Raw genomic sequence first — 15256 nt, forward strand, 5'->3', positions numbered from 1 at the left:
CGAGACGTTGCGTCCAGCTAGCTCGCTCCCCGGCCTTGTTTGCCGGTCGGCCTCCGCCCCTGTCGCCCACGAAAGAAGCCCCACTTGTTCCGTGCCCCAGCAGCACCCGCCGCCCCCACCGTCGCCCCGGCCGCTCCCTCTCAGCTCACCCTCACCGACGTCACCAAGCGCTACGCGGACCACACCGTCCTCGACGGGATCCGCCTCACCGTCCGCCCCGGCGAGAAGGCGGGCGTCATCGGTGACAACGGCTCCGGCAAGTCCACCCTGCTGCGGCTCATGGCCGGGCAGGAGCGGCCCGACAACGGCACCGTCACCGTGGTCGCCCCCGGCGGCACCGGCCATCTCGCGCAGACCCTGGACCTGCCGGACACCGCCCGCGTCGGCGACGCCGTCGACCTCGCGCTCGCCGAGCTGCGGTCCCTCGAACGCCGCATCCACACCGCAGGGGCGGCCCTCGACGGCGCGGGTCCGGCCGCGTACGACGCCTACGCAGCCCTCGTCGCGCGGTTCGAGGCCCGCGGCGGCTACGGCGCGGACCGGCGCGTCGACGTCGCCCTGCGCCACCTCGGCGAGCACGCCGGGCTCGACCGCGCGCGGCGGCTCGGCACCCTCTCCGGCGGGCAGCGCTCCCGGCTCGCCCTCGCCGCGACGCTCGCCTCGGCCCCCGAGCTGCTCCTGCTCGACGAGCCCACCAACGACCTGGACGACGACGCCGTGGCCTGGCTGGAGGAGCGGCTGCGCACCCACCGTGGCACCGTCGTCGCCGTCACCCACGACCGGACGTTCCTCGACCGCGTCACCGACACCGTCGTGGAGGTCGACCACGTCACGCGCACCGTGCGCAGGCACGGCGACGGCTACGCGGGCTATCTGACGGCGCGCGCCGCCGAACGCGCCCGCTCGGCTCGGGAGCACGAGGAGTGGCGGGCGGAGGTCGCCCGCCAGTCCGCGCTCGCCGAGTCCGGCGCGGGACGGCTCGACGCGATCCCGCGCAAGATGCCGCGCGGGTTCAGCGGCGCGGGCGCCTTCCGGGCCCGGTCGCGGGCCCACGGCGCGATGTCCCGCATCCGCAACGCCCGCGAGCGGCTGCTGCGCCTGACGGAGAACCCGGCACCCGCGCCACCGGAGCCGCTGCGCTTCACGGCGGACATCAGGACGGCGGAGGGGGCCGGGGAGGGGGCCGCCGCGACCGGTCACGCGGCCACCGGTGGCACCGGTGCCGCCGGTGCTGTCGGTGCCGCCGGTGCTGTCGGTGCCGCCGGTGCCCCCGCGGTCGAGGTCGTCGGGCTGCGTGTTCCCGGGCGGCTCGCGGTGGAGTCCCTGCGTGTCCCGGTCGGCGGGCGGCTGCTCGTCACCGGGCCCAACGGCGCCGGGAAGTCGACGCTGCTGCGGGTGCTCGCGGGCGAGCCGGTGGCGGCGGAGGGCCTGGTGCGGCGCCCCGCACGGGTCGGTGTGCTGCGGCAGACCGTCGCGCCCCCGTCCGGCGCGGAGGCGTCCCGCACCCTGCTCGCCGCCTTCGGGGATGACCGCGCCGACGAGTTGCTCGCGCTCGGCCTGTTCCGGGCGGAGGACCTGCGCCGCCCGGTGGGTGCCCTGTCCACCGGGCAGCGCCGCCGTCTGGAACTGGCCCGCCTGGTGACGCGCCCGTACGATCTGCTGCTGCTCGACGAGCCGACGAACCACCTGTCGCCCGGCCTGGTGGAGGACCTGGAGGCGGCGCTCGCGGGCTATCCGGGGACGCTGATCGTCGTGTCGCACGACCGGCGGCTGCGGGCGGGCTTCCGGGGGCCGGTCCTGGAGCTCACGCCGCGACCGGGCAAGGACCCGCGACCGGGCGTGCAGGAAGGGGCGGGCGCCGGCTCGGGGAGGGCGGGCGCCAGCTAAGGGGAGGACGGGCGCCATCTGAAGGGAGGGCGGGCGTCAGCGGCCGAACGCAAGCCCCGACCCTTCCAGCTCGGCCCTGATCCCGTCCTTCCGCACCTTCACGTCGGCGAGCCGCACCGACCCGTCGCCCGGCAGCTCCGGGAGTTCGAAGGCGAGGGTGAGGCGGTCGGCGAGGACGGGCCGGGTGAGTTCGGACAGGCCCCGCAGCAGGGCGGGGTCGAGGCCGAGCCGCTTCAGGAGCGCGGGGTGGCCCATCGCCACGTCGATCAGGTTGAGGCGCATCACGTCGTCGACGAACTGCGGGGACCCGGTGACGTCGTTGAGCCGGGCGTCGCTGCGCAGCGCTTCCCGTACGGCGTCGTCGGGCACGCCGAGCCGCTTCGCGATCGTGGGTACGGCGAGCAGGGCCTTCGCCTTGGCGGACTCGTCCGCCACCCGGCGGGCGCCCTTGCGGCTGAGGTGCAGGCCCTCGGACGCGCGGGGCCCCGGCCGGTAGGTGGCCATGTCGCCGATGCCCAGGCGCATCCGGTCGATGTCCGTGGCGACGCCGCGGTCGCCGTCGCGCTCGATGCGGGCGTCGGCGCGCACCTTCAGGTCGTGCCCGGCGACGGGCAGGGTGCCGCGGGCGTGGACCTGGTCGCGGCCGTGGCCGGTGAAGGTGACCTGGGAGGCGCCGAGCTCCCGGTTGAGGTCGTCGAAGGAGAGCAGCACCTCGCCGCGCATCCGCCCGATGACGGCGCCGTGCAGGGAGGTGAGCCCGTCGCCCTTCATGGTGACGTCCGTGGCGGTCGCGGAGACCTTGGCGAGCGAGACCCGGTCGGCGGCGACGTCGGGGACGGTCACCTTCACCTCGTCGAGGCGCTGGTCGAGGACCTGGGTGAGGAAGGGGAAGCCTTCGATGTCGACCTCGGGGGCCGCGCTCAGGCCGAGCTGCTCCTTGAGCTTGTCGGCGGCCTCGTGCTCGGCGTAGAGGAGGGCCCAGCGGTCGGCGAGGACGAGGAAGGCGGCGCCGACGGCGAGGGCGACGAGCACCTTCGCGGCCAGCGGGAGCCCGGCGAACCGGTTGCGGCGCCTGCGGCTGCCTCGCCGGTGGTTGGGCGGCTGCCAGGGCGCCTCGGCGTCGGCGCCGTCGGCGGGGTCCTCCTGGAGGAACTCCTCCAGCGGGTGGGGCGCGAGGGCCGCGAGTTCCTCGTACGGATTACGAGGAGACGTGACGTCTGCATGACGAGGAGACGTGACGTCCGCATGACGAGGAGACGTGATGTCTGCGTCGGTTTCGGGCGGATTTTCAGGCTGATTGCCAGGCGGACTTTCGGGGGCTATGCGGTGGGGGGAACGCATCAGGTGATCTCACCATACGTTCACACCCCACCCCAAGCTCGTTCGCCGGAGAGCTACTTCACAACGGTAATGCGGTCCGCCTTGGGCGGCGCGATCGGCTTGGCGGCCGAGGAGTTGGCGGTGAAGTAGTCGTTGAGCGCCTTCAGGTCGTCGGCGCCGACCAGCGGCTTCGTGCCCTTGCCGAGCTCGGCGAAGCCGTCGCCGCCGCCCGCGAGGAAGGAGTTCATCGCGACGCGGTAGGTGGCGTCCGGGTCGAGCGGCTCGCCGTTCAGCCGCACCGAGCCGGCGACCACGCGGTCGGCGCCCGACTTGGTCATGTCCAGCGTGTACGTGAAGCCGTCGGAGACCTGGAGGATCTTCGGGGAGGCCTCGTTCGGGCCGCTGACCTGCTGTCGCAGCCCGGTGAGGAGCTGTGCGCCGGTGAGGTCGACCAGGTTCACGGTGTTGCTGAAGGGCTGCACGGTGAACGCCTCGCCGTACGTCACGACCCCGTCGCCCTCGCTGCCGCTCGCCTTGTGGACGAGGTCGGAGCGGATGCCGCCCGGGTTCATCAGGGCCAGGTCGGCCTCGGGGTCGAGGGACTTGGCGTGCGCGAGCTGGGCGTCGGAGATCAGGTCGCCGAGCGGGGACTCGGGCGTGCCCGCGCCGCGGCCGGGGATGTCGCCGGAGATGTAGCCGACGGGCTTGTTCGCGATGGGCGCGGCCAGCTTGTCCCAGCGGCCGATGAGCCGGGTCATGTCGGCGGCCTTGGGCTGCGTACGGCTGACGACGTGGTTCGCCGACCGCACGCTGGTCCGCACGATGTCCTTGGTGCGGCGGTCGTAGGTGAGGGTGGTGTCCGTGTAGAGCTTGCCGTACGAGGACGCCGAGGTGACCATGCGCGGCTTGCCCGAGGGGTCCGGGATGGTGCACACGTACGCCTGGTGGGTGTGGCCGGTGACGATCGCGTCGACCTCGGGTGTGATGCCCTTGGCGATGGCGGTGATGGGTCCTGAGATGCCGTCGCCCGCGCCCGGGGAGTCGCAGTCGTAGTTGTAGGCCTGGCTCGCCGGGGAGCCGCCCTCGTGGATGAGGGTGACGATGGACTTCACACCCTGCTTGTCGAGGATCTTCGCGTACTTGTTGACGGTCTCGACCTCGTCGTGGAACTTCAGGCCCTTGATGCCGTCGGCGGAGACGATGTCGGGGGTGCCTTCGAGCGTCACGCCGATGAAGCCGACCTTCACGCCCTTGTGCTCCCACACCCAGTAGGGATCGAGGAGGGGCTTGCCGGTCTTCTCGTCGGTGACGTTCGCCGTGAGGTACGGGTAGTCGGCGCCCCGGAACTCCTTGTCCTTGCCGTGCTTGTCCTTCTCGTAGCAGCCGTCCTTGGGGTGACAGCCGCCGTTCTGGATCCGCGCCAGTTCCTTGGCGCCCTCGTCGAACTCGTGGTTGCCGACGCTGGAGACGTCCAGGTCGAGCTTGTTCATCGCCTCGACGGTCGGCTCGTCGTGGAAGAGGCCCGACAGGAGCGGGCTGGCGCCGATCAGGTCGCCGGCCGCGGCGGTCACCGAGTACGGGTGGTGCTTGCGGGCGGTGCGCAGCGAGGTCGCGAGGTACTCGACGCCACCGGCGTCGATCTTCTTCTCGGTCCCGTCGGGCTGCTTCTCGACGACCTGCCCGGAGGAGCCCGCGGGTGTCTGGAGGTTGCCGTGGAAGTCGTTGAAGGACAGCAGCTGCACGTCGACCGTGCGCTTCCCGCCCTTGGCGGCCGTGGCGCCCCCGCCGTCCTGCCCTGCGCTCGCGGGCAGCGCGGCAGCGAGCGCACCGACCGTCGCGATCCCCGCCGCGACGGCGAGCACCCGGGTGGTGCGACGCCTTGGCCTTCGATGCTGCGGTATGCCGGACACGTGATCCCCCGGAGTTGATGTGAGACGACTGGGGCCGTCGGGCAGCCTATGGTCAACGCGCGTAGCGCAACAGAGGCTCGCTGGTTACAGCCTGATTGCCATTGAGCGAGCAGGATCTACGAGGCCCGTCCGTCGCTTGAGGACGAGCGCACAGCGCGATGCCCCACCCACCAACCGGCACACCCACAAGCCCGCCCGGCGCTTGAGGACGAGCGCACAGCGCGATACCCCACCCACCAACCGGCACACCCACAAGCCCGTCCGGCGCTTGAGGACGAGCGCGCAGCGCGATACCCCACTCCACCGGCCGCAAGCCGCAAGCCGCAAGCCGCAACAGAGACAACCGCACACCAAGAGCCCGTCCGGCGCTTGAGGACAAGCGCACAGCGCGATAACCCACCCACCGGCCGCCAGCCGCAACAGAGACAACCGCCCACCACAAGCCCGCCCGGCGCTTGAGGACAAGCGCGCAGCGCGATCTACCCGCACCAGGCGCCCCCGCCAGAACTACCCTCGAGCCATGACTGACGACCGCCCCGCCCCGCCCCGCAAGATCGACCCCGTCGACGACCTCACGGCCGAGCAGGCCACCCGCGTCCTCGAACTGCTCGGCGAAGCCGCCCGTACCGACGGCCAGCAGGCCGTCTCCGAACAGGGGCGGCTGCAACTGCGCGGCGGCCCTCGCGAGGGCGTGCGGCACCTGCTGCTGTCCGTCGACGGCGAACTCGTCGGCTACGCGCAGCTGGAGGACACCGACCCCGTCGAGGCCCCGGCCGCCGAGCTGGTGGTGCACCCCGGCCACCGCGGCCGCGGGCACGGCCGGGCGCTCGGCACCGCGCTGCTCGCCGAGTCGGGGCGGCGGCTGCGCGTATGGGCGCACGGCGGGCACTCCGCGGCACGCCACCTCGCGCAGGTCCTCGGCCTGACCCTGTTCCGCGAACTGCGCCAGATGCGGCGGCCGCTGGCCGGTCTCGAACTGCCGGACCCGGTGCTCCCCGAGGGGGTCCGGGTGCGCGCCTTCGTCCCCGGCGATGACGACGCGGCGTGGCTCGCGGTGAACGCGGAGGCCTTCGCCCACCACCCCGAGCAGGGCTCCCTCACCCAGCGGGACCTCGACGACCGCAAGGCGGAGCCGTGGTTCGACCCGGCGGGCTTCTTCCTCGCCGAGCGCGAGGCCGACGGCGAGATCGTCGGCTTCCACTGGACGAAGACGCACGCGGCGGAGCGCCTCGGCGAGGTGTACGTCCTCGGGGTGCGGCCGGGCGCGCAGGGCGGCGGCCTCGGCAAGGCGCTCACCACGGTCGGCCTGCGGCACCTGGCGGCGTCCGGGCTGCCCACGGCGATGCTGTACGTCGACGCGGACAACAAGGCGGCGGTGAGCGTGTACGAGCGGCTCGGGTTCGTGACGCACGAGACGGACCTGATGTACCGCACGGAGTCGTAGCACGGCGCCTGTAGCGAGCCCGAGGGGGCGGCGTCCCTTGACGCCGTCCCCTCTCTTGCACCACCATTTCACTACTCAATTAGTGAAAGGGTGGTGCAAGGCAGTGGTCGAGTACCGCATCGACCGGCGCAGCGGCGTCGCCACCTACCTCCAGATCGTCCAGCAGACCCGGCAGGCCCTGCGCCTCGGCCTGCTCGAACCGGGCGACAAGCTGCCGACGGCACGCGAGGTCGTCGAGGCCACCGCCGTCAACCCGAACACGGTCCTGAAGGCGTACCGCGAGCTGGAGCGCGAGGGCCTGGTCGAGGCCCGCCGCGGTCTCGGCACCTTCGTGCGCAGGTCCCTCGGCGGCGCCCCGGCCGACACCCCGCTGCACGGCGAGCTCCTGGAGTGGGCCACCCGGGCGCGCGCCGCGGGCCTGGACCGGGAGGACACGGCGGCGCTGTTCGCGGCCGTCCTGGAGGAGAAGTTCCCGCAGCCGCACGCCGCGCCGGAGCAGGCGGTCCCGCAGCCGCAGCCCCCGCCGGAGCGGACGCTCCCGCAGCCCCAGTCCGTACCGCACGGCACAACCACCGAAGGGGACCCCGCATGACCGACACCGCCATCGAGGCGGCCGACCTCACCCTGGCCTACGGCCGCCGGCGCGAGCCCGCCCTGCGCGGCTGCTCGTTCCGCCTCGCCACCGGCCGCGTCTGCGCCCTCGTCGGTCCCAACGGCGCGGGCAAGTCGACGCTGCTCGCGCTGGCCGCGGGCCTGCTACGGCCGACGTCCGGCCGGCTCGCCGTCCTCGGCACCACTCCGGCCGCCGCCCGGCCCAGGGTCGCGTACGTGGCTCAGGACAAGCCTCTCCACCCTGGGCTCAGCGTCGCCGAGACGCTCCGGCTCGGCGCCGAGTTGAACGCGGGGTCGTGGGACGCCGCACTCGCCGCCCAGGTGGCGGCCGACGGCGAGCTCGACCCGGGTGCCCGCGTGCGCTCGCTCTCCGGCGGCCAGCGCACCCGCCTAGCGCTCGCCCTCGCGCTCGGCAAGCGAGCCGAACTCCTGCTCCTGGACGAGCCGATGGCGGATCTCGACCCCCTGGCCCGCAACCGCCTGATGGGCACCCTGATGGCCGAGGCCGCCGAGCACGGCACCACGGTCGTGATGTCGTCCCACATCATCGGTGAACTCGCGGACGCCTGCGACCACTTACTGCTCGTATCAGGCGGCCGGGTGCGGCTCGGTGGCGGCATCGACGACCTGGTGCACGCCCATGCCCTGGTCACCGGCACCGGCCGGGTGGCCGACCTGGCTCGGCACACGGTGGTGGAGTCCCGCGCCACCGGCCGCGGCCTGACCGCCCTCATCCGCACCGACGGCCCGGTGGACCCCGCCTGGGACGTCGAAGAGCCCTCCCTGGAGGAACTGTTGCTCGCTCATCTGCGCGCGCCGGACGCTCCCGCGCTGATCACCCCCGGCACCACCCCGACCCGGGCGGTGGCCGCGTGAGCGCACCTCTGCTGAGCGGGACCCGCTGGGCCGTCCTGCGGCTGCACCGCGGGGCGCTGTGGGGAGCGGCGGCCTTCGCCGCGCTGGCCGTCCTCTGCACGGAAGTGCTCCGCCGCAGCGCGGAACACGCGGGAGCGGGCACCTTCCTCGGCTTCTCCGACCCGGGCACGTTCCTCGGGCAGTACCAGGAGAAGACCACCCTGGCGGTCCTGCTGTTTCCGGCCGTCATCGGCGCCTTCGTCGGCGGCCCGGTCCTCGGCCGCGAACTGGAGTCGGGGATCGACAAGTTCACCCTGACCCAGTCGGTCACGCCGAAGCGCTGGCTGACGGCCCGGCTCAACCTGTGCGCGGCCCTCGCGGTGGGCTCCGCGCTCGCCGCCCTCGTGGTGTTCCGGCTCTCCACCTCGGACACCATAGGCACCATGACCGCGCAGAACTGGATGCTGCGCGGCACCTACGAATCAACCGGCCCGGTCCTGGTCGCGTACTGCCTGTTCGCCGTGGGAACCGGCGCGCTGGCCGGGCTGCTGCTGCGCCGCACCCTGCTCGCCGTCGTCGCCGCGGGCGGTCTCACCGGTGCTCTGATGCTCGCGCTCGGCACCCTCCGCTGGGACCTGTATCCGGTTGCCACGGCCACCGGAGCGGCGACGGACGCTGCGAACGTCAGGATCCCAGGGCTGCCCACCGGGTCGTTCCTCGTGGAGAACGGGGTGCTGAACCCCGCGGGTGAACGCTTCGACGACCTCCACTGCCTCCCCGAGGCGGCACCGGGCACCGACTGCCCGGCGGACACCCGCGTCGCGGGCTGGTACGCCGACTACCACCCCCGCTCCCACTTCTGGTACGTACAGCTCATCGAAACCGGCATCGTCCTCGCCCTCGCGGCAGCGGCGACGTACGGGGCATTCTGGATCCTGCGCCGCCGCACCCCCTGAGAGCCCGGCCCGTGGTCGCCTGGGGGTTCCGATGCGACCCCCCAGGCGTCATGTCGGCGTAACCATTGATTCAGACAGCCTTGCGAAGCTCAGGCAATGCAGCCCCCCACCGAGTCCACGCCGGACGGAGCGCGCCCGAACGGTAAGGCCCGTCCCGCGCCCCAGGGCTCCGGCGCGCCCGGAAGGGGTGCGGCGCGGAAGAATAGGTCCATGAGCGAGCCCACCGCGCAGTCCGAAGCCAAGAACACCGCCGCAGCACACACGGACGACGCCGCCGCGAACGGCGTGCGGCACGCGCAGCCGTCCGTCGGCTCCCTCGCCGCGCACCGGCCGCACACCATCGCGGCCACCGTCTCCGACCTCGACCCGGACATCGACGCCGACCTGGACGCGTACGACGAGGAGGCGCAGGCGGGCTACGGCGGCGCGGAGCTGCCGCAGGGCCGCTTCCTGGACCGGGAGCGCAGCTGGCTCGCCTTCAACGAACGCGTCCTGGAGCTCGCCGAGGACCCGAACACGCCCCTCCTGGAGCGGGCCAACTTCCTCGCCATCTTCGCCTCGAACCTGGACGAGTTCTTCATGGTCCGCGTCGCGGGCCTGAAGCGGCGCATCGCGACCGGCGTCGCCACCCGCTCCGCGTCCGGCCTGCAGCCCCGCGAGGTCCTGGAGCTGATCTGGTCCCGCAGCCGCGAGCTCATGGCCCGGCACGCCGCCTGCTACCAGGAGGAGATCGCCCCGGCCCTGGCCGACGAGGGCATCCACGTGGTGCGCTGGCACGAGCTCACGGACAAGGAGCAGTCCCGGCTCTACACCCTCTTCATGCACCGGATCTTCCCGGTCCTCACTCCGCTGGCCGTCGACCCGGCGCACCCCTTCCCGTACATCTCGGGCCTGTCCCTGAACCTCGCCGTGGTGATCGAGAACCCGGTCACGGGCCACGAGCACTTCGCCCGCGTCAAGGTCCCGCCGCTCCTCTCCCGCTTCCTGGAGGCCTCCCCGCAGCGCTACGTCCCCATCGAGGACGTCATCGCCGCGCCCAAGCACCTCCAGGAACTGTTCCCGGGCATGAACATCAAGCAGCACCACATGTTCCGGCTCACCAGGAACGAGGACCTGGAGGTCGAGGAGGACGACGCCGAGAACCTCCTCAAGGCCCTGGAGAAGGAGCTGATGCGGCGCCGCTTCGGACCGCCGGTGCGCCTGGAGGTCGAGGAGTCCATCGACGAGGAGGTCCTCAACCTGCTGATGCGGGAGCTGAAGATCGGCGAGTCGGAGGTGCACCCGCTGCCGGGCCCCCTCGATCTCACGGGCCTCTTCGCCATCGCGGGCCTCGACCGGCCCGAGCTGAAGTACCCGAAGTTCGTGGCGGGCACCCACCGCGACCTCGCCGAGGTCGAGTCGGCGTCCGCGCCCGACATCTTCGCGGCGCTGCGCGGCGACCACGACGTGCTCCTGCACCACCCCTACGACTCGTTCTCGACGTCCGTGCAGGCCTTCCTGGAGCAGGCGGCCGCCGACCCGGACGTGCTCGCCATCAAGCAGACGCTGTACCGCACCTCGGGCGACTCCCCCATAGTCGACGCCCTCATCGACGCCGCCGAGTCCGGCAAGCAGGTCCTCGTCCTGGTGGAGCTGAAGGCCCGCTTCGACGAGCAGGCCAACATCAAGTGGGCCCGCAAGCTGGAGGAGGCCGGCTGTCACGTCGTGTACGGCCTGGTCGGTCTGAAGACGCACTGCAAGCTGTCGCTCGTGGTCCGCCAGGAGGGCGACAACCTCGTCCGCTACTCGCACGTGGGCACCGGCAACTACCACCCCAAGACCGCCCGTCTGTACGAGGACCTGGGCCTGCTCACCGCCAACCAGGAAGTCGGCGCGGACCTCTCCGACCTCTTCAACCGGCTTTCGGGCTACTCCCGCCGCGAGACCTACCGGCGGCTCCTCGTCGCCCCCAAGTCGCTGCGGGACGGCCTGATCACCCGCATCAACCGGGAGATCCAGCACCATCGCGGCGGCCGTCCCGCCTACGTCCGCATCAAGGTCAACTCGATCGTCGACGAGGCGATCATCGACGCGCTGTACCGCGCCTCGCAGGCCGGGGTGACGGTGGACGTGTGGGTGCGGGGGATCTGCGCGGTGCGGCCGGGCGTCGCGGGCCTGTCGGAGAACATACGCGTGCGGTCGGTGCTCGGCCGCTTCCTGGAGCACTCCCGGCTCTTCGCCTTCGGCAACGGCGGTGAGCCCGAGGTGTGGATCGGCAGCGCCGACATGATGCACCGCAACCTCGACCGCCGGATCGAGGCGCTGGTCAGGGTGGCGTCCCCGGCCCACCGGGCCACCCTGAACCGGCTCCTGGAGACCGGCATGTCGGACACCACGGCCTCGTGGCACCTGGGGGCGGACGGCAACTGGACGCGGCACGCCACGGATCCGGACGGCCAGCCCCTGCGGAACGTACAGGAGATGCTCATAGACGCCCGGAGGCGCCGGCGTGGCACAGCAACACCATGAGATGACGGCGGGCGAGGCCCTGTCGGTCTACCTGCAGGACCAGGCGACCGACTTCCTCCGCTCGCTGCGGCTGCACCGCGAGTCCTCGACCGACGCGCAGGGCGCGGAGGAGTCCCTCGCGGCGGCTCGGGCGCTGCGGCGCGCGTCCCGCCGCGTCGGTGCCACGCTGCACACGTTCCGGCCGCTCCTCGACCCGGAGTGGACGGAGTCCCTGCGGCCCGAACTGGCATGGCTCTCCGGCACCCTGGCCCGCGAACACGCGTACGCCGCCCGCCTGGAACGCCTCCTGACAGCCCTCCACCGCCTCTCGACACCACCTCCGCCGACGCCACCGGAACCGGCGCCGGCACCCGTGGCGGTACCGGTACCACTGCCGACAGTCCCCCACCCGGCCCCGGCGGCGGTCGCCGCCACTACGGCGGTCGGCACTTCTGCCGGGGGCGCTTCGGCCGGGGGCACTTCCGCCAGGGGCGCCGCCGCTGGGGGCAGTTCCGCTGTGGGCAATCGTCCCGCAGGGCGGGACGGGTGGGCACAGCTGACACCGCCGGGTACGCGTGACGTAAGGCCGAGCACAGCCGCCGCGGGCCCAGGGGCCAGGCCAAGCCAGAACTCACCGGCAAAGAAACCTTCCGGCCCCCTCGCAGTAGGCGCAGCCAAAGCGGCCGCCCTCCTGGAACGCCAGCTCACCCTGGCCCGCACGAGGGCCCACTCCGCCGCCCTCCAGGCCTTCGGCTCCTCCCGCTTCCACGCGGTGGCGGACAACGTGGCCGTCCTCGCCAGCGAGGTCCCGCTCCGCGCGGCCCCGGACGCGGACCTCAAACCCCTGGCCGCGGCGGCCGAGTACCACCTGGCGGAGGCGGTGGCCTGGCTCCCCCTGGTCCAGGCGGGCCTCCCGTACAACGCGGAGGCCCTGGTCCACGGCCTGGCCGCGGACACCGCGCCGGACGCCCAGGACGCTCCCTGGCTGAAGGTCCGCTCCCTGCTGCGCCTGCACCGCTACGCGCAGGAGGTCGTCGACGGCGACACGGCGCCGGACACCCGCCTCGTCCTCGCGGGCCAGGCCCTGGACCTGCACCGCGAGGCCGCGGAAGCGGCGGAGGCAGCGGCGTCGGCGGCCCGCACGCCCCGCATCGCACCGGCCACGGCGTACGCACTCGGGGTGCTGCACGCCGACCAGCGGCACGAGGTGGAGGCGGCCCGGTTCGCCTTCCAGCGGGCGTGGCTGCGCGAGTCGGTGACCACGCGGTGACCCGGGCACCGGGGCTGGTCCGGGCGGCGGGCTGCGTGCTGTGGCGCCCGGCCACCGCCGCGGGGCACATCGAGGTGGCCCTGGTCTACCGGCCGAAGTGGAACGACTGGTCCTGGCCCAAGGGCAAGCTCGACCCCGGCGAGACGCCGTCGCAGGCGGCGGTGCGCGAGGTCGAGGAGGAGACGGGTATGACGTGCCGTCTGGGGGCCGCGCTGCCCACGGCCCGCTACACCGACGCGAAGGGCCGCCCCAAGGAGGTCCACTACTGGGCGGCCGAGGCGACCGGGGGCGAGTTCACGCCCAACGACGAAGTGAGCCACCTCATGTGGCTGCCCCCCGCCGCGGCCCACGGACAGCTCACCTACTCCCTGGACAAGGCCCTGGTGGAGCCCTTCCTCACCGCGGTGGGCCGCCGCCGGCAGGCGACGTAGGGCGCGAGCCGCGTCGCTGTTCAGCGGTCCTCAGCACGTCCGGCCGGCCGATCGGCCGAAAGCCTGGTCAGGCGAGAAAGCGGTCCGCCCCGGCATGGCGCGGGCGTCGTGCCGGGGCGGCTCGTTCACCCGTCTACGGGCGGATCAGCAAGGTGTGTCCTTGTAGGAGTACTCGCTGTAGTTCCCGCCCCAGTTCACGCAGCTGGATGTGACCTTGACCGGACCCGCGTACTCGGCGTACCGGCCGGAGTCACCGACCAGGCTGCCGCCCTTCGGGTGAACCCAGGCGCCGATCGAGACGGAATTGCCGACGGAGCCGCCCACCTTGAACGTGACCACGCAAGCCCTGTTGCCGTTGCGGAGCAAATAGACCTTCGCGTTGTTGCCCTCGCCAAGCGGCGAGGAGGCACGCACCGTGTAGCCGTCTCCGCACACACCCGACGGCGTGGCCGCGTTCGCAGGTCCCGCCATGGGCAACGTGGCCACAAACGCCAGGGCCGCGCTTGCCACTCCAGTGGCGACGAGTCTGCTCTTCATCATCTCTCCCACTTTCGTCACAGAGGCTCATTACGTTCCGAATGCAATCTGCAAACGGCCACTGCATCCTCAACGCCATGTGGCGGAATACTGAACGCCTGGGGAACGAGCAGTACGCGCGTGGACACGTTTAGTGATCAACGCAAGGCTGAATACCGACGCCACGGCGGGCGACTTCACCCCTTGCGTCCCCCTCGACGTAATCCGACCGTGACCTAACCACAAAGTCCGCGTAGGTTCACCGCCCGTTCACTTACGGCCATCGGCCGCTTCACCTGTTCTGCCTAATTTCGGCCCTACGTGATGGCGGCGCGATCGTACTGATCACACCGGCAGAACGGGCACGGACCCGGCCACCAAGGCCACTCGAAACACTTCGCACGCCGCCACAGTGAGGCGGCTCCCGGAAGGAACTCCCGAAAGTGAAGCTTCAGCGCATGAACCGGCGGGCCCTCACCCTCGGTGCTCTCGCCGTCTCCGGCGCCCTGGCCCTCACGGCGTGCGGCTCCGACGACACGAGTGACAAGGACGGCGGCAAGAAGACGAACGCCGCCAGCAACATCGACTGCGAAGGCGCCAAGGGCAAGCTCCTCGCGTCGGGCTCGTCCGCGCAGAAGAACGCGATCGACGCCTGGGTCGCGAACTACCGCGCGGCCTGCAAGGAAGTGCAGCTGAACTACAAGCCGGACGGCTCCGGCGCCGGCATCACCGCCTTCCTCCAGGGACAGACCGCCTTCGCGGGCTCCGACTCGGCCCTCAAGCCGAAGGAGATCGAGAAGTCGAAGCAGATCTGCAAGACCAGCCAGGCCATCGACCTGCCGATGGTCGGCGGCCCGATCGCCGTCGGTTACAACGTGCCGGGTGTCGACACCCTCGTCCTGGACGCCAAGACGCTGGCCGAGATCTTCAACAACAAGATCAGCAAGTGGAACGACAAGGCGATCCAGAAGCTGAACCCGGACGCCAAGCTCCCCAGCACCAAGATCCAGGCGTTCCACCGCTCCGACGAGTCCGGCACCACCGACAACTTCACCAAGTACCTCAAGGGCGCCGCCCCCGCCGCCTGGCCGCACGAGCCGGGCAAGAGCTGGGAGGCCGAGGGCGGCCAGTCCGCGCAGGGCTCCTCCGGTGTGGCCCAGCAGGTCAAGCAGGTCGAGGGCGCCATCTCGTACATGGAGCTCTCGTACGCCAAGGAAGGCGTCAAGACCGTCGACCTGAAGACGGGCGCCAAGGAGCCCGTCAAGGCCACCGTCGACAACGCCTCCAAGGCGATCGCCGAGGCCAAGACGGTCGGTGAGGGCAAGGACCTCGCCCTGGAGCTGAACTACAAGCCCACCGCCGAAGGCGCGTACCCGATCACCCTGGTGACGTACGAGATCCTCTGCGAGAAGGGCAACAAGAAGGACACCCTGCCCGCCACCAAGTCCTTCCTGAACTACATCGCCAGCGAGGACGGCCAGGCCGTCCTGAAGGACGAGGGCTACGCCCCCATCCCGGCTGAGATCAACACCAAGGTCCGCGAAACCATCAAGGGCCTGAGCTGACCC

The 15256-nt window shown here is 71.9% G+C and carries 12 protein-coding genes; 9 read left to right on the plus strand and 3 right to left on the minus strand.

All coding sequences use genetic code 11. From position 1 onward, the window contains the following. Positions 1 to 84: 84 nt before the first annotated feature. Positions 85 to 1887, plus strand: coding sequence for an ABC-F family ATP-binding cassette domain-containing protein (locus GPA10_RS25480; protein WP_157167520.1), 1803 nt, complete (start codon positions 85 to 87; stop codon positions 1885 to 1887). A 36-nt stretch (positions 1888 to 1923) separates the two neighbouring features. On the opposite strand, the gene GPA10_RS25485 is transcribed toward GPA10_RS25480, so the two are convergent. Both GPA10_RS25485 and GPA10_RS25490 read right to left on the minus strand, forming a co-directional pair. After that, positions 1924 to 3228: an LmeA family phospholipid-binding protein gene (locus GPA10_RS25485; RefSeq protein ID WP_157167521.1), complete on the minus strand. Its 1305-nt coding sequence runs from the start codon at positions 3226 to 3228 to the stop codon at positions 1924 to 1926. A 53-nt stretch (positions 3229 to 3281) separates the two neighbouring features. After that, complete coding sequence (locus GPA10_RS25490; protein WP_343041307.1) at positions 3282 to 5117, minus strand: bifunctional metallophosphatase/5'-nucleotidase; 1836 nt, start codon at positions 5115 to 5117, stop codon at positions 3282 to 3284. Positions 5118 to 5637: 520 nt separating this feature from the next. Here GPA10_RS25490 and mshD point away from each other — a divergent pair. The 7 genes from mshD (at position 5638) to GPA10_RS25525 (ending at position 13172) form a co-directional block, all read left to right on the plus strand. Then, positions 5638 to 6561 (plus strand): mycothiol synthase, encoded by a 924-nt coding sequence (gene mshD / locus GPA10_RS25495; protein WP_157167522.1) that lies wholly within the window; start codon positions 5638 to 5640, stop codon positions 6559 to 6561. A gap of 103 nt (positions 6562 to 6664) precedes the next feature. Continuing rightward, a complete protein-coding gene (locus tag GPA10_RS25500) occupies positions 6665 to 7153 on the plus strand; it encodes a GntR family transcriptional regulator (RefSeq protein WP_343041308.1) in 489 nt (162 codons plus the stop codon). Beyond that, on the plus strand, positions 7150 to 8049 hold the full coding sequence (locus GPA10_RS25505) for an ATP-binding cassette domain-containing protein (protein ID WP_157167523.1): 900 nt from the start codon (positions 7150 to 7152) through the stop codon (positions 8047 to 8049). Before GPA10_RS25500 ends, GPA10_RS25505 begins: the two co-directional genes overlap by 4 nt. After that, a complete protein-coding gene (locus GPA10_RS25510; RefSeq protein ID WP_157167524.1) occupies positions 8046 to 8984 on the plus strand; it encodes an ABC transporter permease in 939 nt (312 codons plus the stop codon). The genes GPA10_RS25505 and GPA10_RS25510 overlap by 4 nt, the downstream gene beginning before the upstream one ends. Before the next feature lie 210 nt (positions 8985 to 9194). Then, complete coding sequence (locus GPA10_RS25515) at positions 9195 to 11492, plus strand: RNA degradosome polyphosphate kinase (RefSeq protein WP_079086003.1); 2298 nt, start codon at positions 9195 to 9197, stop codon at positions 11490 to 11492. After that, on the plus strand, positions 11473 to 12741 hold the full coding sequence (locus GPA10_RS25520; RefSeq protein WP_425505813.1) for a CHAD domain-containing protein: 1269 nt from the start codon (positions 11473 to 11475) through the stop codon (positions 12739 to 12741). The genes GPA10_RS25515 and GPA10_RS25520 overlap by 20 nt, the downstream gene beginning before the upstream one ends. Continuing rightward, on the plus strand, positions 12738 to 13172 hold the full coding sequence (locus GPA10_RS25525) for an NUDIX hydrolase (protein WP_343041309.1): 435 nt from the start codon (positions 12738 to 12740) through the stop codon (positions 13170 to 13172). The genes GPA10_RS25520 and GPA10_RS25525 overlap by 4 nt, the downstream gene beginning before the upstream one ends. Positions 13173 to 13316: 144 nt before the next feature. Here GPA10_RS25525 and GPA10_RS25530 read toward each other — a convergent pair whose 3' ends face one another. Then, the gene (locus tag GPA10_RS25530) at positions 13317 to 13643 is read right to left on the minus strand and encodes a serine/threonine protein kinase (protein ID WP_157167525.1); all 327 of its coding nucleotides are present in this window, start codon (positions 13641 to 13643) and stop codon (positions 13317 to 13319) included. Between the two features lie 488 nt (positions 13644 to 14131). Between GPA10_RS25530 and pstS the strand changes: the two genes are divergently transcribed. Then, entirely contained in the window at positions 14132 to 15253 is a 1122-nt protein-coding gene (gene pstS, locus GPA10_RS25535) for a phosphate ABC transporter substrate-binding protein PstS (protein WP_079086004.1), read from the plus strand. Positions 15254 to 15256: the final 3 nt, after the last annotated feature.

The organism is Streptomyces typhae (genome assembly GCF_009755605.1).
In the GTDB taxonomy this organism is placed as follows: domain Bacteria; phylum Actinomycetota; class Actinomycetes; order Streptomycetales; family Streptomycetaceae; genus Streptomyces; species Streptomyces typhae.